14 protein-coding genes are annotated in these 17501 nt (G+C 61.7%); 13 read left to right on the top strand and 1 reads right to left on the bottom strand.

Annotation, left to right across the window (positions count from 1 at the left end):
- Positions 1-106: 106 nt before the first annotated feature.
- From NVV77_RS10265 to NVV77_RS10205, 13 genes are all read left to right on the top strand, one after another.
- On the top strand, positions 107-2113 hold the full coding sequence (locus NVV77_RS10265; protein ID WP_295412697.1) for a methyl-accepting chemotaxis protein: 2007 nt from the start codon (positions 107-109) through the stop codon (positions 2111-2113).
- A gap of 161 nt (positions 2114-2274) precedes the next feature.
- Positions 2275-4314, top strand: a complete 2040-nt coding sequence (locus NVV77_RS10260; protein WP_295412696.1) for a methyl-accepting chemotaxis protein — start codon at positions 2275-2277, stop codon at positions 4312-4314.
- A 253-nt stretch (positions 4315-4567) separates the two neighbouring features.
- Positions 4568-6976, top strand: a complete 2409-nt coding sequence (locus tag NVV77_RS10255) for a methyl-accepting chemotaxis protein (protein ID WP_295412695.1) — start codon at positions 4568-4570, stop codon at positions 6974-6976.
- A gap of 350 nt (positions 6977-7326) precedes the next feature.
- Complete coding sequence (locus tag NVV77_RS10250) at positions 7327-9027, top strand: methyl-accepting chemotaxis protein (protein ID WP_295412693.1); 1701 nt, start codon at positions 7327-7329, stop codon at positions 9025-9027.
- A 149-nt stretch (positions 9028-9176) separates the two neighbouring features.
- Positions 9177-10799 (top strand): globin-coupled sensor protein, encoded by a 1623-nt coding sequence (locus tag NVV77_RS10245; protein ID WP_295412692.1) that lies wholly within the window; start codon positions 9177-9179, stop codon positions 10797-10799.
- Between the two features lie 82 nt (positions 10800-10881).
- Positions 10882-11241, top strand: a complete 360-nt coding sequence (locus NVV77_RS10240; protein ID WP_295412691.1) for a DUF1801 domain-containing protein — start codon at positions 10882-10884, stop codon at positions 11239-11241.
- Between the two features lie 35 nt (positions 11242-11276).
- Positions 11277-11639, top strand: a complete 363-nt coding sequence (locus tag NVV77_RS10235) for a methylglyoxal synthase (RefSeq protein WP_295412690.1) — start codon at positions 11277-11279, stop codon at positions 11637-11639.
- A 156-nt stretch (positions 11640-11795) separates the two neighbouring features.
- Positions 11796-12581 (top strand): ABC transporter ATP-binding protein, encoded by a 786-nt coding sequence (locus NVV77_RS10230; RefSeq protein WP_295412688.1) that lies wholly within the window; start codon positions 11796-11798, stop codon positions 12579-12581.
- A complete protein-coding gene (locus tag NVV77_RS10225) occupies positions 12581-13291 on the top strand; it encodes an ABC transporter ATP-binding protein (RefSeq protein ID WP_295412686.1) in 711 nt (236 codons plus the stop codon). Before NVV77_RS10230 ends, NVV77_RS10225 begins: the two co-directional genes overlap by 1 nt.
- On the top strand, positions 13288-14292 hold the full coding sequence (locus NVV77_RS10220; protein ID WP_295412685.1) for a branched-chain amino acid ABC transporter permease: 1005 nt from the start codon (positions 13288-13290) through the stop codon (positions 14290-14292). The genes NVV77_RS10225 and NVV77_RS10220 overlap by 4 nt, the downstream gene beginning before the upstream one ends.
- A 50-nt stretch (positions 14293-14342) precedes the next feature.
- Positions 14343-15578 (top strand): branched-chain amino acid ABC transporter permease, encoded by a 1236-nt coding sequence (locus NVV77_RS10215; RefSeq protein WP_295414422.1) that lies wholly within the window; start codon positions 14343-14345, stop codon positions 15576-15578.
- Between the two features lie 126 nt (positions 15579-15704).
- Complete coding sequence (locus NVV77_RS10210; RefSeq protein WP_295414420.1) at positions 15705-16172, top strand: MbcA/ParS/Xre antitoxin family protein; 468 nt, start codon at positions 15705-15707, stop codon at positions 16170-16172.
- Complete coding sequence (locus NVV77_RS10205; protein ID WP_295412684.1) at positions 16163-16834, top strand: RES family NAD+ phosphorylase; 672 nt, start codon at positions 16163-16165, stop codon at positions 16832-16834. Before NVV77_RS10210 ends, NVV77_RS10205 begins: the two co-directional genes overlap by 10 nt.
- Positions 16835-16837: 3 nt before the next feature.
- Here NVV77_RS10205 and NVV77_RS10200 read toward each other — a convergent pair whose 3' ends face one another.
- Positions 16838-17431, bottom strand: a complete 594-nt coding sequence (locus NVV77_RS10200; RefSeq protein ID WP_295412683.1) for a bifunctional 2-polyprenyl-6-hydroxyphenol methylase/3-demethylubiquinol 3-O-methyltransferase UbiG — start codon at positions 17429-17431, stop codon at positions 16838-16840.
- Positions 17432-17501: the final 70 nt, after the last annotated feature.

Genomic DNA, 17501 nt, shown 5'->3' with positions numbered 1-17501 from the left:
CTCCTCTAAGATTCGCGCCACGCTGCTCATCCGAGGGACAAGAATGGCACGGTCTATATCCGCCTTTTTCGGGCGTCTAAGCCTGAGATTTATTATTGCGACTGTGGTGACCGCTGCCATCGTCGTGTCGATTACCGTCGTTGCGATCGGCATCTACCTCAACTTCTCCAGCACGATGATGCAGCAGGGCCGCGACCGGCAGGAGGCGAACCTGCGTACGGCCGCCACCATCTTTGCCGCGGCGACCAACAAGGCCGGCGGGACCGTTGTCAATTGGGGAGACGATGGTGCGCTGGGGCAGGTAACGTTGTGGGCGCTGCTGCCCTTCTTCGATACCGAACTGGTCGATGGCATCTCCCGCGTCACGGGCGGCGAAACGGCGATCTATATCGCCGACAAGGACACCAAGGACCTGGTGATCAATACCACCACCTTGGTGGATGAGGCTGGTGCGAGCCTCAAGGGTCAGATCATGGATCCGCAGGGTGCCGTCATGACAGCGATGAAGGAAGGGCGCTCATGGCTGGGTGAAGAGACGATCGGCGGCGAAACCTATTATGCTGCCTATCACCCGGTGGTCCGAGAGGACGGGGCGGTGGCCGGCGCGATCCTCGTCGGGGAAACGCTTGAGGCCATTGAGCAATCGGTGCAGGGCATGATGGTGCTTATGCTGACCATTGCGATGGTGACGACGCTGGTGCTGGGTGTTCTCGGCTACCTCCTGAGCCTTGTCATCACGCGTCCGCTGCCCCGCATTGCGGCGGCCATGGGAGCGATTGCCGAGGGGCGGTTTGAGACCGATGTTCCCTATGTCCAGCGCGGCAATGAGGTCGGCGCCATGGCCCGCGCCGTAGAAGTTTTCCGCGAGAGCGGACTGAAAGTTGCGCAGATGACCGAAGCGGAGGCGGCGCGCATCATTCGCGATTCCGAGGATCGTCAGGCCATGATGATCGAGCTGCAACGCGCCTTTGGCGATGTGGTCGATGCGGCCATCGACGGGGATTTTTCTCGTCGTGTGCCCGAGCAGTTTCCCGATGCCGAGCTCAATGGTCTCGCCAAGTCGGTCAATACGTTGGTGGGCAGCGTCGATCGTGGGCTCGGCGAGACTGGGGCCGTGCTAAATGCCCTGGCCAATACTGACCTGACCCAGCGCATGCAGGGCGAGCATCGCGGTGCCTTTGCCAAACTCAAGGCTGACATCAATGCGGTGGCCGAAAAACTGACCGATATCGTGACGCAGTTCCGCTCCACCTCGGGGGCCCTGAAGGCGGCGACCGGCGAAATCCTTTCCGGCGCCAATGATCTTTCCGAGCGCACGACGAGGCAGGCCGCGACCATCGAGGAAACCTCGGCAGCCATGGAGCAGTTGACATCGACCGTGATGGGCAATGCGGCCCGCGCCAGGGATGCGAGCGCCAATGCTGCGCAGGTCACCCAGACGGCCGAGCATGGCGGCCTCGCCATGCAGGATGCGACTGAGGCTATGGAGAGGATCACGCAGTCTTCGGCCAAGATTTCCAACATCATCGGCATGATCGACGATGTTGCGTTCCAGACGAACCTGCTTGCGCTCAACGCCTCGGTGGAAGCGGCGCGAGCGGGTGACGCCGGCAAGGGTTTTGCGGTCGTGGCGGTGGAAGTGCGGCGCCTGGCGCAATCGGCGGCTCAGGCCTCGGCTGAGGTGAAGGTCCTTATCGAGCAAAGCGCGGGGGAAGTGGCTTCAGGATCGCGGCTCGTGGAGGAGGCCGCGAGCAAGCTTGCTTCGGTGCTGGGTGCCATCCGCGACAATACCGTCTCGCTCGAGGCCATTGCCCGCGCCAGCCGTGAGCAGGCCGGCGCCATCGAGGAAATTTCGACCGCCGTGCGGCAGATGGACGAGATGACGCAGCACAATGCGGCGCTGGTGGAACAAACCAATGCTGCGATCGAACAGACTGAAGCCCAGGCGAGCGAACTGGACCGGATCGTTGATATTTTCCGGCTCGATGATCGCGGTGCCTCTGCGGCAGTCCCGGCGGAAAAGCGGAGCGTTTCAGCGTCGCCGCGGCGGACCCCGCCCACGGTGCGCAGCGCGGGAAATACTGCTTTGGCTGCTGACTGGGATGAATTCTAAGTAATAACAGGCATTTGTGTTCAATATTGACCCCGACTTGCTGCGTGCGGGTCGGGGTTCTTGTCTGAAGATCAGCAATAATATCTGGTTAATAGCGGGGTGCTAACATTCCCTGATAGTGCGCAAACTCGTCTTAATCGAGCGCTTGAGGGGGGTATTTCATGTTCAGCCGAATTTCGGCCTTCGTTGCCGATGTCAAAGTTACCTCTGCCATTGTTTGTCTGGTCGTGGTGACGATTATTCTGTCGATCAGCGCCGTGACATTTGCAGTCTATTCAAGCCTCGGCACGGCTCTTCGGGAGCAGGCGATCGAACAACAGCATGCCAACCTCAAGACGGCGGCGACGATCCTTTCCGGCAATCTGCCGGGTTCCGAGGCCAAGTGGAGCGAGACCGGGGATCTCGATGGTCTGGTTGCCTGGGCCATGCCGCGCCAGTTCCTCAATCATGACCTTGTCGACTCGATCGTGCGGCTGACGGGAGAATCCGCCACGATCTTCGGCTGGGACGAGGCGCAGCAGGATTTCGTGCGCATGACGACGACGATCGTCGATGAAAAGGGCGAGCGTATTCTCGGCACGGTTCTGGGCAAGACCAGTCCGGCCTATGACTCGGTTGCGGCAGGCACGGCCTATTTCGGTGAGGCGACCATCGTTGGGCGGCCCTATTACACGGCCTATCAGCCGATCGTCGATCAGGGCGGCAAGACGCTTGGCGTGCTCTATGTCGGCGTCGACCGGGCAAGGGTTGACGGAACGATCCAGCAATTGCTGCAATTGCTGCTGGCGGTTGGTGGTGGCGTGCTGGTTGTTCTCGGTGTCTTCGGCTTCTTCGTCGCGCGGCTACTGCTGGCGCCCGTGCCGCGGCTGGCCAAGGTCATGGAGACCATTTCGGGCGGCGACTACGACGCCGTCGTTCCCTATGTCGCCCGCAACAACGAAGTGGGCGCCATGGCCAAGTCCGTCGAAGTGTTCCGCGCCAATGGCCTCAAGATGACGGAGATGACCGAGGAAGAACGGCTTGCCTCGCAGCGTCGGCGCATTGAGCGCACCGACATGATGGTTGCCTTGCAGGCAGCCTTCGGGGAAGTGGTCGATGCTGCGATTGCCGGCGATTTTTCCAAGCGCGTGCATGCCCAGTTTGCTGATCCCGAACTCAACAGTCTCGCGGGCAGCGTCAATCGGCTGGTGGAAACCGTCGACCGCGGATTGAGCGAGACCGGGGAGGTGCTGTCCCGGCTTGCCGAGGCCGACCTGACGCACCGCATGGCGGGGAACTATCAGGGGGCCTTTGCCAAGCTCAGCGGCGATACCAATGGCGTCGCGGACAAGCTATGCGATGTCATCGGCCAATTGCGCGTGACCTCGCGGGCGCTGAAAATGGCGACAGGAGAAATCCTCTCCGGCGCCAACGACCTTTCCGAGCGGACCACCAAGCAGGCGGCGACGATCGAAGAAACCTCGGCCGCCATGGAGCAGCTTGCCTCGACCGTTGCCAGCAATGCGGAACTGGCGGGCAAGGCGGGAGCCGATGCCGAAAATGTGTCGCGCGAAGCCGAGGCAACAGGGGTGGTGATGGGCGAGGCCAATGAGGCCATGGAGCGCATCACCCAATCCTCTGCCAAGATTTCCAATATCATCGGCATGATCGACGACATCGCTTTCCAGACGAATCTGCTGGCTCTCAACGCTTCGGTGGAAGCAGCGCGGGCGGGCGAGGCGGGCAAGGGCTTTGCCGTGGTTGCGGTCGAGGTGCGGCGCCTCGCGCAATCGGCGGCGCAGGCCTCGGCGGAGGTCAAGGAACTGATCGAGAAGAGTGCCACGGAGGTGAGCGGCGGCTCGCGCCTCGTCTCCACTGCGGCGAAAAAGCTCGAAAGCATGCTCGACGCTGTGGTGCGCAATGCCGAGGTGATGCAGACCATCGCCAAGGCGAGCCGGGAGCAAGCCCAGGCCATCGAGGAAGTGGGCACGTCGGTGCGGGTGATGGACGAGATGACCCAGCACAATGCGGCGCTGGTGGAAGAGACCAACGCGGCGATCGAGCAGACCGAGTCTCAGGCGGCCGAGCTCGACCGGGTCGTCGATATCTTTACCGTCGATGAAAGCCGGGCCGAGCCTGCAGTGCAATCGCGGCGTCCGACAGCGCCCGTCTTCAAGTCCAAGGGCAATGCGGCGTTGTCGCCCGACTGGGACGAGTTCTGACCTTTTGGTTCTCAGATCGAAGCATCAAGACGGCGCCCCTTTGGGCGCCGTCTTCATTTGCCGATATGCTTTACCGGCACTTAACCCAAATCATGCATTGCTACATTCGGACGCAGACATTGCAAATCATGGTCCGCTTCGGCGGCCACCAGACAGCCCTCTCATAGGCGCTTTCTCTTGGCTTGGCCGGGGGACGGCAGTGGCCTGTGCGAGGGGATTCCGCCCAGAAGGGCGTGGAGGCAATTGCGTTGAAATGAAGTTTTCCGATCTTTCCATTCGCGCCAAGCTGGTAACGGGCGCCGGGGTTTTGTTTGCGGTAAGCATGGCCGGGCTCATCGCGGGCGGCATCGCCCTGATGTACCAGACGGCGGGCACCGAAGCGCAGGAGCGCGCTAGGGCGCTCGTTGCCTCCTATTCGCAGATGGCTTCCGGCCAGCTCGGTGGCATCGTCAACATGACCCAAGGCGTGGGTGCTGCGATCGAAGGCGCCATTCAGGGTCCGGTGATCGACCGCGATCAATTGGGCCGCATCGTCACCCAGGCGATCGAAGCGCGGCCGACACTGATGGGCATGACGCTGGCTTTCGAGCCGAACCAGCCCGACGGCCGCGACGCAGAATTCATTGGCCATGCCTATTCAGACCAGGCGGGTCGCTTTGTTCCCTATTTTGCCCGGCCCAATGGCGAACTGATCGTCGAACAGCTCGATATGTCGCCGGAGGCCGGAACCGGCGAATGGTATGACCTGCCGATCAAGGAAAACCGCAATACGCTGGTGCCGCCCTATAGCTACACCGTGGGCGGCAAGACGGTGCTGATGACCACGGTCAGCGTCGTGATCCGCAAGAACGAAAAGCCAATCGGCATCCTGACCTCGGACCTGACGCTCGACACGATCGCCGGCGTGATCGGTCAGCTCAAGCCGTTTGGCGTGGGCACAGTGCAGATCATCAGCAATAACGGCCTCTGGATCGTCAATCCCGATCCGGCGCTGGCCGGTACGGCGGTGGCGCCCGATGTCGCCGCGGCGCTGCAGGACACCGCGCGCATGGAACAGGGCATGGCCTATGCTGATGCCGATGGCGTGCAGCAGTTCGCCGTGACCACGCAGATGCAGTTCCCGGGCGTGCCCGAGCAGTGGACCATGATCATGCAGGTGCCGCTGGCAACGATCTATGCCGGCGTCGATAATACCCGCAATCTCGCCATCGGCGCCGCGGCGATCCTGGCGCTGGTCGCGCTGGGTCTGGTGTGGTTCGGCGCAGGTTTCATCTCCGGTCCGATCCAGAAGATGACCGCCATCATGCGCGAGCTGGCGCAGGGCAAATATGACCTCGAAGTGCCCTATCAGCAGGGCAAGGACGAGATCGGCAATATGGCGCGGGCCGTGGAAGTGTTCCGCGAAAACGGGCTCAAGATCAGCCAGATGACCGAGGCGGAGGCTGCGCGCATCGTGGCGGACGAACAGCAGCGCCGCGCCATGATGACGGACCTGCAGGCCGCTTTCGGCGAAGTGGTGGATGCCGCCATTGCCGGCGATTTCACCAAGCGCGTCCATGCCGAATTCCCCGATGCCGAACTCAACAGCCTCGCGCGCAGCGTCAATTCGCTGGTCGAGACGGTCGATAGTGGCGTGTCGGAAACCGGTATCGTGCTCGGGGCCCTGGCGCAGACTGACCTCACAGTTCGCATGCAGGGCAATTTCAGTGGCGCCTTTGCCAAGTTGAAGAACGACGCCAATGCCGTGGCCGAGACGTTGAGTGATGTCGTCGGCCAGCTCAAGCACACCTCGCGCTCGATCAAGACGGCAACCGGGGAAATCCTCTCGGGCGCCAATGATCTCAGCGAACGCACGACCAAGCAGGCGGCGACCATCGAGGAAACCTCGGCGGCCATGGAGCAGCTGGCTCATACCGTGCTGCAGAATGCCGACCGGGCGCGCGATGCCAATGCCGATGCGCAATTGGTGAGCCGCACGGCCGAAGAGGGCGGCGAAGTGATGAGCCGCGCCACCAAGGCCATGGAGCAGATTTCCACCTCCTCGGGCAAGATCTCCAACATTATTGGCCTCATCGACGATATCGCCTTCCAGACCAACCTGCTGGCCCTCAACGCTTCTGTGGAAGCGGCGCGTGCTGGCGATGCCGGCAAGGGTTTTGCCGTGGTGGCCGTGGAAGTGCGGCGGCTTGCCCAGTCGGCCGCCCAGGCCTCCTCGGACGTCAAAGCCTTGATCGAGGCGTCCTCGGGTGAAGTCGGGGCCGGTACCAAGCTCGTGGCGGAAGCGGCGGCAAAACTCGCCGCCATGCTTGAGGCGGCGCGCTCCAATTCGGCGCTGATGGAAGGCATGGCCCGCGACAGCCGCGAGCAGGCCGCGGCGATCGAGGAAGTGACTGTTGCCGTCCGTCAGATGGACGAGATGACCCAGCACAATGCGGCGCTGGTGGAACAAACCAATGCCGCCATCGAGCAGACCGAAGCCCAGGCGAGCGAGCTCGATCGGATCGTGGCGGTGTTCCACACCGACGATCGATCTGCCGCGCCCCAGCCGGCAGTGTCCAGGTCTCACCGCCCGGCACCACGACCGGTTGCAAGCCAGAAAGCGGCCAAGGCCTATCTCAGCCAGGGCAGCGCTGCCATCTCGGCGGACTGGGACGAGTTCTGATCGAGACCACGGCGCGGACGACTAGTTCGCCAAGCACTGAAAGCAAAGGGGCGCCGAGATGGCGCCCCTCGTTATTCGCCGGGACAGAGTGCCCTCAATAAAGGCGCGCTTATCATCGCCCAAGATTTAGTAACGATAGATGCAATCGCGAATGCGCATTCGTACGTAGAGTATAGTCGAATTATCTACTGACGGATTTTGTCATATTAATTCGACGCATGTCTTTTTTACATGCGGTTCGTAAAATACGAAAAACATTCTACTTGGCAAGAAAGCCTTTGTTAACCCTCGGGGCGCAGCCTCATAAAGAGGACGATAGGCGGCTGTCGTCCCAGACAAGAGGCCAAAAAATGCGAGCGCTGGGCTTTGGGCAGGGTGCTTCGATACGTGATCTCGAGGCCAAGTGTGCGGCCATATCGCGTAGCCAGGCAGTCATCGAATTCACCCTTGAAGGCAAGATCATAACGGCCAACGAGAACTTTCTCGGCGCGATGGGATATCGCCTCGACGAAATCGTCGGCAAGCACCATTCGATGTTCTGCGATCCTGCCTTTGCGACGAGCGAAGAGTACAGGAATTTCTGGGCCGAGCTCCGGCGCGGTTCATTTCAGTCCGCGGCCTATCGGCGGCTTGCCAAGGGCGGGCGCGAAATCTGGATCCAGGCGAGCTACAACCCGGTCATGGACAAGTCCGGCAAGCCGGTAAAGGTCATCAAGTTTGCCACCGACATTACCGAGCAGGTAAGCCGGGCGGCCGATCACAAGGCGCAGGTGGAAGCGATTTCACGCGTCCAGGCCGTCATTGCGTTCAAGCTCGATGGTACGATCATGGAGGCGAACCAGAACTTTCTCGCCACCCTAGGCTATCGCCTCGAAGAAATCGTCGGGCGGCATCATTCCATGTTCTGCGACAAGGACTTTGCCGCAAGCGCTGAATACCGCTCCTTCTGGCAAAGATTGGGGGCGGGCGAATATATCTCGGCTGAGTTCCAGCGTTTTGGCAAGGGCGGCAAGGAGATCTGGATCCAGGCCTCCTACAACCCCATTTTCGATGCCGCCGGCAAGGTGGTAAAGGTCGTCAAGTTCGCCACCGATATTTCCGAACGCAAGCGGGCCGAAGGCATTATTGCGCTGCTGACGCAGAGCCTTGCGCGCATGTCCAACGGGGACCTTGGCGGGCGGATCGATACCAGCTTTACCGGGCAATACGAGCAGCTCCGGCAGGCCTTCAACCAGTCGCTGAGCCAACTCGAAACCATTGTTGGTGGCCTGCGCAATGCGTCGGGTTCACTCAAGACCGCGACCGCCGAAATCCTGGCTGGGGCCAATGATCTGTCGCAGCGCACGACGCGCCAGGCGGCAACCATCGAGGAAACCTCGGCCGCCGTCGAGCAGCTTGCCGGGACCGTTGCCGACAATGCAACGCGGGCGGCGACAGCCAGCGAAAAGGCTCGTAGCTTGGCCGAAGACGCGACCAAGGGCGGCATGGTGATGGGAGACGCGACCGCAGCCATGGCGGCCATCGAGGCCTCGTCGGGCAAGATTTCAAACATCATCGGGTTGATCGACGATATTGCCTTTCAGACTAACCTCCTTGCCCTCAACGCTTCGGTAGAAGCGGCGCGGGCGGGCGATGCGGGCAAGGGTTTTGCGGTGGTGGCGGTGGAAGTGCGGCGCCTTGCGCAATCGGCGGCGCAGGCTTCGGCCGACGTCAAGGCCCTGATTGAGACCAGCGCCGGCGAAGTGAGGACCGGCGCCCAGCTCGTCGAACAGGCGGCACGAAAACTGGACGACATCCTGCACGGGGCTGAGGACAGTTTTGGATTGATCGGGGAGATGGCCAAGGCCAGCCGCGAACAGTCGAGCGCGCTCAATGAGGTGGCAACCGCCGTTCGGCAAATGGACGAAATGACGCAGCACAATGCGGCGCTGGTGGAACAGACCAATGCGGCCATCGAACAGACCGAAGCCCAGGCGGCCAAGCTTGACAGCATTGTCGATGTCTTCCGCCAGGAGCCAAGGAGCACACGGCAGGAGCGCTCGGCGGCCTAGCTACAACTGCCTTTTCTTTGGGCAATTTTGAACCGGTAAACCGGAAATTTACCAAGAGTGCCATAGGGTTCTGGGGTTGATCGTGACCAAGATTGGGAACTTGCGCGCGGTTCAAGCCAAGTAATCCCGACGTTCGTCAAAGGCCGGTCATGTCTAAATCTTCTCACGAGCTGCTGCAGTCGCGGCTGGATTTCGTTCAACTCGATGAGGAGGCCCGGTCGCGCCTCGTGCGTATCCGGCCGCTGATCGAAGCCCATCTCGTGCCGGCGCTCGAGCGGTTCTATGGCCATATCGCGACCGTTCCGGCCGTGGCGCGCTTCTTCGATGGCAAGCCGCAGATGAACCGCGCCCAGGGCAAGCAGGTCGGCCATTGGAGCGCCATTGCCTCGGGCCAACTCGATGCCAACTACTTTGAAGCGAGCACGCGCGTCGGCCTTCGACATGCGCTGATCGGGCTCGAACCGCGCTGGCATATTGGTGGATACAGTCTCATCATCGAAACGCTGGTGACCGGTATCATCACCGATTACATGGCTACGGCGCTGACCCCCACCAAGGGTGCGTTCGGGCGTTCGGTGCCGCGCGATCCCAAGGAGATCATGAAGGACGTTGAAGTGCTGACCGGCTCGCTGGTTTCGGTACTCAAGGCGGTCCTGCTCGACATCGATATCGGCGTCTCGGCCTATTTCGAAAAGCTCAATGAAGATACCAAGAAAGCCGACGATGCGGCCAAGGCCAAGATCGAGGCTGCTGTGTCCGCCGCCGGCGCGGTGCTGCAGGATGTGGCGCGGGGCGACCTGACGACGCGCGTGACGGCCGAGCTCGAGCCCGAATTCGACCAGATCAAGCACGATACCAATGCCGTGGCCGAGCGGCTCAGCACCATTGTCGCGCAATTGCAGCAGACCTCGCGCCAGATGAAGGTGGCGACGAGCGAGATTCTGTCGGGCACCAATGACCTGGCCGACCGCACGACCCGCCAGGCGGCGACGATCGAAGAGACCACGGCGGCGATCGAACAGCTCTCGACAGCTGTGGTGGAGAACGCCAAGCGCGCGGCGACCGCCAGCGACAAGGCGCGTAGCGTGGCGGAAAGCGCGACGACCGGCGGGGAGGCGATCACCGCCGCTAATGGCGCCATGGGTGCAATCGAAACCTCTTCGGCCAAGATTTCCAACATCATCGGTCTGATCGATGACATCGCCTTCCAGACCAACCTGCTTGCCCTGAACGCTTCGGTGGAAGCGGCGCGCGCCGGCGAAGCAGGCAAGGGCTTTGCCGTCGTCGCCGTGGAAGTGCGACGGTTGGCACAGTCGGCTGCCAATGCCTCCTCGGAAGTGAAGGCGCTGATCGAAACCAGCGCTGCCGAAGTGCGTAGCGGCACGCAATTGGTCGCCCGCGCCGCCGAAGTGCTGCTCGATATTCTGGCCGGTGCCCAGGAGAGCGCGACCTTGATCGATACGATCGCGCAGGCCAATCGCACCCAGTCCGCGGCGCTTGAGGAAGTGACCGTCGCCGTGCGGCAGATGGACGAAATGACCCAGCACAATGCGGCGCTGGTGGAAGAGACCAATGCCGCCATCGAACAGACCGAAGCCCAGGCCAGCGAACTCGACAAGATCGTCGATGTGTTCCGCATCGAGGGCCACCAGCGTCTTGCGGCAGCGCCCGTTTCTGTCCGCCAGCCCAAGGCCGTGGCAAAACCCGCCGCAAAGCCCGTGCCCAAGAGCCATGGCAATACGGCCCTGGCGCAGGATTGGGACGAGTTCTGAGGCCTGCTGACAGCACCTGTCATCGCAAGCGGTGAAAACAAGGCGTCGCCCATGAGGCGGCGCTTTGCTTTTGGATGGCGCGATGCAGGATCTTCCTGGTCTCGGTGATCTGCTCGATCCACTACCCGAAGAGATCGGCGCCCTGGCGCGCGACCTGATCGGACTGGTGAGGGGCATGCCGGGATTGACGGGGAAAGTCATGCGCGGCTGGCGCTCGGTCAATTTCCGTCACGCCAGGGCCGGACATGTCTGTGCGGTTTTTCCCCATGCCGACAGGGTCTCGCTCTATTTCGAGCACGGGCGGGTGCTGGCCGACCCCGAGGGACTGCTGATGGGCGAAGAACTGAAGAAGGGGCGATTCCTGCGGCTCTACCCCGGTGCGCCGATTCCGGAGGCGGCCATCTATGTGCTGGTCAGCGAGGCCATTGCGCTTTTCGCCTGAGCCGTGCTTGAAGAGAACCGGTTAGGGAGACAAGCATGGCTCGCATTGGCCTTGTGGCGCATGACGACAAGAAGGATGACCTTTGTGCCTGGGCCGAACGGCATCGGCACAAGCTTGTCCAGCATGAGCTTTGGGGCACAGGAACGACCGGGAGCCGCGTCATGGCGGCGACGGGGCTTGAGGTTTCCCTACTCAAGAGCGGACCTTTGGGAGGCGACCAGCAGCTTGGTGCGATGATCTGTGAAGGCCGGCTCGACGTGCTGATCTTCTTCATCGATCCGCTCTCGGCCCAGCCGCATGATGTCGATGTGAAGGCGCTGACGCGCCTCGCAACGCTCTACGATGTGCCGCTTGCCAACAATCGCTCCACGGCGGACGCGGTTCTCGCGGCCGTCTGAGCCTCTGATATCTATTCAAAAATCGATTTCACCGGGCCTTTTTGTCCCCAGGGGCCGCGCAGTGGCGTTGACCATAACTCCTGCTTGTGAGCAGATGCCCCAAAATTGCCCGGATTTAACCGGGCGGCATGGCATTCAGGAAATTCGGGGCGCTTAGTGACCACCGATTTGGTTATAGACGTTCGCAACGTCTCCAAAAGATTTGGCGGCCTCACGGCCGTCAACAATTGCTCGCTCTCGGTCCGGCGCGGATCGATCACCGGGCTCATCGGGCCCAATGGCGCGGGCAAGTCGACCCTGTTCAACATGGTCGCTGGCAATATCACGCCCGATAGCGGCCAGGTCATCTTCGATGGCGCCGATGTCACTGGTATGAAGCCCTACCAGCTTTTCCGCATCGGCATGTTGCGCACCTTCCAGATCGCGCACGAATTCAGCCAGATGACTGCGCTCGAAAACCTGATGATGGTGCCGGGCGACCAGCCGGGCGAGCATCTGCTCTCGACCTGGTTTCGGCCCGGGCTGGTGAAAAGCCGCGAGACCGACGTCCGCAAGAAGGCGCTCGACGTCATCGACTTTTTGAAACTCGGCCATGTGCGCAACGAACTGGCCGGGAACCTTTCGGGCGGTCAGAAAAAACTGCTCGAACTTGGCCGCACCATGATGGTCGACGCCAAGGTTGTGCTGCTCGATGAAGTCGCGGCCGGCGTCAACAAGAGCCTCCTCAATGATCTGGCCAGCAATATCGAGCGCATGAATCGCGAGCTTGGCTATACGTTCTTCGTCATCGAGCATGACATGGACCTAATCGGCCGGCTCTGCGATCCCGTCATCGTCATGGCGCAGGGCGAAAAGATCGCCGAGGGCCCGATGGCCGAAATCCGCGCCAATCCCCAAATCGTCGAAGCCTATTTCGGCTCGCCTGCCGAGGTAGCTGTCTGATGCCGCTTATTGAGCTGAAACATGTCGTTGGCGGCTATGGTGGCGCGCCGATCTTGAACGGCGTCAATATCGCCATCGAGAAAAGCGATATCGGCGTCATCGTCGGCCCCAATGGCGCCGGCAAGTCGACGACGCTCAAGGCCATCTTTGGCCTGCTGAAAGTCACCGGCGGCACCATCGATTTCGGTGGCGAGAACATCGCCAATTCCCTGCCCGACAAGCTCGTGCCCAAGGGGCTGAGCTTCGTGCCGCAGGAAAAGAACGTTTTCACCTCGATGTCGGTCGAAGAAAATCTCGAAATGGGCGCCTTTACGCGCACCGACGATTTTTCGAGCACCATGGAATGGGTCTACGAGATGTTCCCGGTGCTGCGCGAGAAGCGCCGGCAGCCGGCGGGCGAGCTTTCGGGCGGCCAGCGGCAGATGGTGGCGATGGGCCGCGCGCTGATGAGCAAGCCGACGCTGCTGATGCTCGACGAGCCGTCGGCGGGTCTTTCGCCGCGCTATGTCATTGAGATTTTTGAGACTATCCAGCGCGTCAATAAGGAAGGCGTTGGCATTCTCATGGTCGAGCAGAATGCAAGACAGGCCCTGGCCTTTGCCTCCAAGGGTTTCGTGCTTGCCAGCGGGCAGAACCGCTTCACCGGCACCGGGGCGGAGCTGATCGCCGATCCGGAAGTCGCCAAGAGTTTCCTGGGGGCTGAGCCGTGACCGAACTCATTTTCTTCACCAATCAGGTGGTCATTTCCGGTCTCGTTCTCGGCTGCATCTACGCCCTGGGCGCTATCGGTATCACCCTGGTCTTCGGCATTCTGCGCTTCGCACACTTTGCCCATTCCGAACTCATGACCGGCGGCGCGTTCATCGCCTTCCTGCTGGCGAGCCTTTTTGCCGCCTGGGGCATCGTGACGCCGATCCCCACCGGCTTTGTCGTCCTGCCCATCGCCATGGTTCTGGCCGCCATCCTCGCCCTGGGGATCGACAAGGGTTTTTATGCGCCGCTGCGCAAGCGCGGCGCCAAGCCGGTGACGCTGCTGATTGCCTCGATCGGCGTGACGCTGATGATCCAGGGGCTTATCCGTCTGTTCTTTGGTGCGGGCTCTTATTCCTTCTTCGAGACCGAGCCCAAGGAAGTGTTCCGCATGGACATGACCAGCATAGGCTCGACCAGGCCGCTGGTGATCACCGAGCCGCAGGTGCTGATGATCCTCGTCACCCTGGTGTCGGTGCTGGCGCTGCATTTCTTCCTGACGCGGTCGCGGCTGGGTAAGGCCATGCGAGCCATGGCCGACAATGCCGACCTCGCTCAGGTTTCGGGCATCAACACAGCGCTCGTCGTGCGCGTGACCTGGATCATAGCTGGCGCGCTGGGCTGCATGGCAGGCACGATGCTGGCACTGGACGTGACGCTGAAACCGGATCTCGCCTTCAACATCATCCTGCCGATCTTTGCGGCCGCCATCGTCGGTGGCCTCGGCCAGGCCTATGGTGCAATTGCCGGGGGCCTGCTGATCGGCTTTGCCGAAACGCTGGCCGTGTTCAACTGGACCATGCTGCTCCGGCCGCTCAATGCGATCCTGCCCGATTGGATGCAATTGCCGCCGACGCTGGCTCTGGTGCCCACCGAATATAAGCTTACCGTCGCCTTCGTCATTCTCGTCGTCACCCTGCTCGTGCGACCGACCGGCATTTTCAAGGGAGCCTCGTCATGATCCAGCGTTCCCTGACGCTTTTCGGCGGCCTTTTCGTTCTCATCCTGCTCATGGGTTGGGTGATGGGTGCGCCCTTTACCTCTTCGCGCCTCGTCGAAGCTGCCGCCTATGCGCTGATCGCGCTTGGGCTCAATATTCAGTGGGGCTATGGCGGGCTGTTCAATTTCGGCATCATGGGTTTTCTCATGGTGGGCGGCGCTGCCGTCACCTTCATTTCCTATCCGGTCAATCCGGTCTTCTGGGGCAGTGAAGGCCCGGCCATGCTCGGGCGGGCACTGCTGGCCTTTGCGGGCGGGGCCCTGATCGTCCTAGCCGCGCGCAAGGCTGATCGCATCGGCATTACCGGCAAGTGGAAGGCCGCGCTGACCGTTCTCGCCTGGTTCGTCGCCTATGTGCTCTATCGCAGCCAGCTTGATCCGGCGGCCGCCTATATCGAATCGGCGGCCGGTGGCGGATGGGTCGGTGGTCTTGGCGGCCACCCGATCCTGGGCTGGGTTTTTGGTGGCATTCTTGCTGCTGGTATCGCCTATGTGGTTGGCAAAATCTGCCTTGGCCTCAGGACCGACTATCTCGCCATCGCGACCATCGGCATTTCCGAAATCATCCGCGCGCTGATCAAGAACATGGACTGGCTGACGCGCGGCACATTGACCGTGTCGCCGATCCCATGGCCGACGCCGCTGCCGCAGGATTTCCAGGCTGGTGGCATGAACATCGCCACGTCGCTGCTTGCCGCACGCGCTGGTTACCTCTTGCTCGCCTTGGTTGTGCTCGGCGTCGTGCTCTGGCTGATTTCGCGCGCCTATGCCGGGCCCTGGGGCCGCATGATGCGGGCCATCCGTGACAACCACATTGCCGCGACCTCCATGGGCAAGAACGTCACCGCCCGCCAGCTCGAAATTTTCGTTTTCGGCTCGGTGCTGATGGGCATTGGCGGCGCCATGCTGGTCAGCTTCGTGCAGATTTTCGATCCCTCGAGCTATCAGCCAATCAACCACACCTTCCTCATCTGGGTCATGGTGATTGTCGGCGGCGCGGGCAACAATTGGGGCGCCCTGTTTGGGGCCGTGCTGCTCTGGCTGATATGGGTGGTATCGGAGCCGCTGTCCAAGGCCGTATTCGAATTCGTCAGCACATGGTCGACGCAATTCGGCTGGGGCGCCATCCCGGAAATCGAGGCGCGTTCGGCTCAGATGCGCGTCTTCGTGCTCGGCCTGGTCATCACCATTGCGCTGCGGTTTGCACCCAAGGGTCTCATTCCCGAAGTGGTCAAACGCGAGAGCTAATTCGTCCAATACTTGACAAATGTCCAAATATAGACAATTTTGATCTCGAAGGAGATTGAGATGTCCACGTTTGGATTTGGTGAAGTGCCGCAGGCTGTCTTTGCGGATCACGCTCAAGTTCTCGGTATTGAACGCTTCGAGCCCCCTAATCGGCGGCGGCTGAGCGCACCGGCGCTGCGCAGCTTTGCAGCTATTGCCGACCTCTGGGGGCTCAATGAGGAACAGCGCCGACTGGTGCTGGGCTATCCGAGCCGCTCGACCTATCAGAACTGGATGAAAATCGCCCGCGAGCAGGGTGAGGTGACGCTCGACGTCGATGCGCTGATGCGCCTGTCGGGCGTGTTCGGCATTCATCAGGCCCTGGGCGTGCTGTTTGCCGATGCGCAAGAACAGTTGGGCTGGCTCAGAGGGCCGCATGATGCGCCGCTCTTTGGGGGCCAAAAGCCGCTGAACCTGATCACGTCTGGGTCGTTGGATGGCATCGTGCTGGTGCGGCGCTTCCTCGATGCGGCGCGGGGTGGGCTCTATATGCCGCCCAACGGGCTCGATGCCGATTTCCCGGCGACGACGGCGGGAGATATCGTGTGGCGCTAGAGACGCGGCACCCACCGGCCCCGCAACCGAGTTTCCGGCTGATCCCGTCGCAATTTCCACCCATCGGGCTTTTCGACACGGTGTCGCGCGCCGCCGATCTCTATGCGGTGATGGAATTGGCGGGCTGGACCAATGACCGGCTGGTTGCCGAACGCATTGCCCGGCTGCCTCGGGACGAATGGGTATTTGGCCGGGCCAATTCCTCCATCGTCATGGCGGCATTTCTCCACGCAGCACCGGGGGGCGGGCGCTTCTCAGGCGCAGACCTTGGTGCCTGGTATGCAGCGGACAGGATCGAGACGAGCCTTGCCGAAGTGGCCCATCACCTCCGGCGCGAGGCCTTTGCTCGTCGACAGGTGAGTGCCACACGCTGCTTTCGTGTCTATGTTGCCCGGCTGGAGGGCGCCTTTGTCGATCTCCGCGGGGCTGACGAACCAGCGCTCTATGATCGGCAGGACTATGCGGCAAGCCAGGCCTTTGGCGAACAGCAGCGGGCCGCGGGTGAAGACGGCATCGTCTACGATAGCCTGCGTTTTACGGGCGGGATCGCCATCTGCGCCTATCGGCCGAGCAAGGTGCTCGATGTGACCCAGGCGCAGCACCTTTCGGTGATGGTGCGCACCGACGGGCCCGCCATCGAGGTGGAGACACTGTCGCAATAGCGTCTAGAACATCCGCCGCGCCGTGACCCAGAGCCATTCTGTGGGCTTTGCGTCATAGCCGCTGCCCATCTGCGTTTCGATCGCGACGTCGCGCCAACCGGCCGAGGCATAGTCGGCTAGAAGACGCTCGGCACTGGGATAGTTGAAATAGCGACCGAGGCTGTCGTGACCCTCGCCATTGCCCGCCTTGAAGCTGGCGGTGAAAACGCCACCGGGCCGCAGGGCGCGATGGATACGGCCGAGGATGTCGACGAGGCTGGATGCGGGGGCGTGCAGCAGGCTGGCACAGGCCCAGACACCGTCATAGGTGGCGTTGGCGTCGAGGTGTTCGAAGCGCAGGATGCGGACCGGACGCCCGATGCGCCTTTCGGCTTCCGCAGCCAGTTCCGGCGTGCCGTCTGTCGCATCGACATCAAAGCCGAGGGACAGCATATGCGCAGCGTCCCGTCCATTGCCGCAACCGAGTTCGAGGATCTTGCCGCCGGCAGGAACCAGAGCCAGGAACGCGTTGAGGCGTGCGCCCGTGGGCGTCATGACATGTTCGGCATAGACAGCGGCGTTCTCGGCGTAAAAGCGCAGCGTCGGATCGTCGGCCATCAGGCATTCTCCAACAAAAAGGCCCGGGATTGCTCCCGAGCCTGAGACTTTATCGATCGAAGCCGTGTGG

It is taken from the genome of Devosia sp. (assembly GCF_024707125.1).
In the GTDB taxonomy this organism is placed as follows: Bacteria; Pseudomonadota; Alphaproteobacteria; order Rhizobiales; family Devosiaceae; genus Devosia.
The sequence above is the reverse complement of the archived record's forward strand: the minus strand, read 5'-3'. Positions and strand labels throughout refer to the sequence as shown.

Excerpts from the sequence above, each read along its gene's own strand:
- NVV77_RS10260 (WP_295412696.1), top strand. The coding sequence starts at position 2,275 with ATGTTCAGCCGAATTTCGGCCTTCGTTGCCGATGTCAAAGTTACCTCT.
- NVV77_RS10255 (WP_295412695.1), top strand. The coding sequence starts at position 4,568 with ATGAAGTTTTCCGATCTTTCCATTCGCGCCAAGCTGGTAACGGGCGCC.
- NVV77_RS10250 (WP_295412693.1), top strand. The coding sequence starts at position 7,327 with ATGCGAGCGCTGGGCTTTGGGCAGGGTGCTTCGATACGTGATCTCGAG.
- NVV77_RS10245 (WP_295412692.1), top strand. The coding sequence starts at position 9,177 with ATGTCTAAATCTTCTCACGAGCTGCTGCAGTCGCGGCTGGATTTCGTT.
- NVV77_RS10240 (WP_295412691.1), top strand. The coding sequence starts at position 10,882 with ATGCAGGATCTTCCTGGTCTCGGTGATCTGCTCGATCCACTACCCGAA.
- NVV77_RS10235 (WP_295412690.1), top strand. The coding sequence starts at position 11,277 with ATGGCTCGCATTGGCCTTGTGGCGCATGACGACAAGAAGGATGACCTT.
- NVV77_RS10225 (WP_295412686.1), top strand. The coding sequence starts at position 12,581 with ATGCCGCTTATTGAGCTGAAACATGTCGTTGGCGGCTATGGTGGCGCG.
- NVV77_RS10215 (WP_295414422.1), top strand. The coding sequence starts at position 14,343 with ATGGGTTGGGTGATGGGTGCGCCCTTTACCTCTTCGCGCCTCGTCGAA.
- NVV77_RS10200 (WP_295412683.1), bottom strand. The coding sequence starts at position 17,431 with ATGGCCGACGATCCGACGCTGCGCTTTTACGCCGAGAACGCCGCTGTC.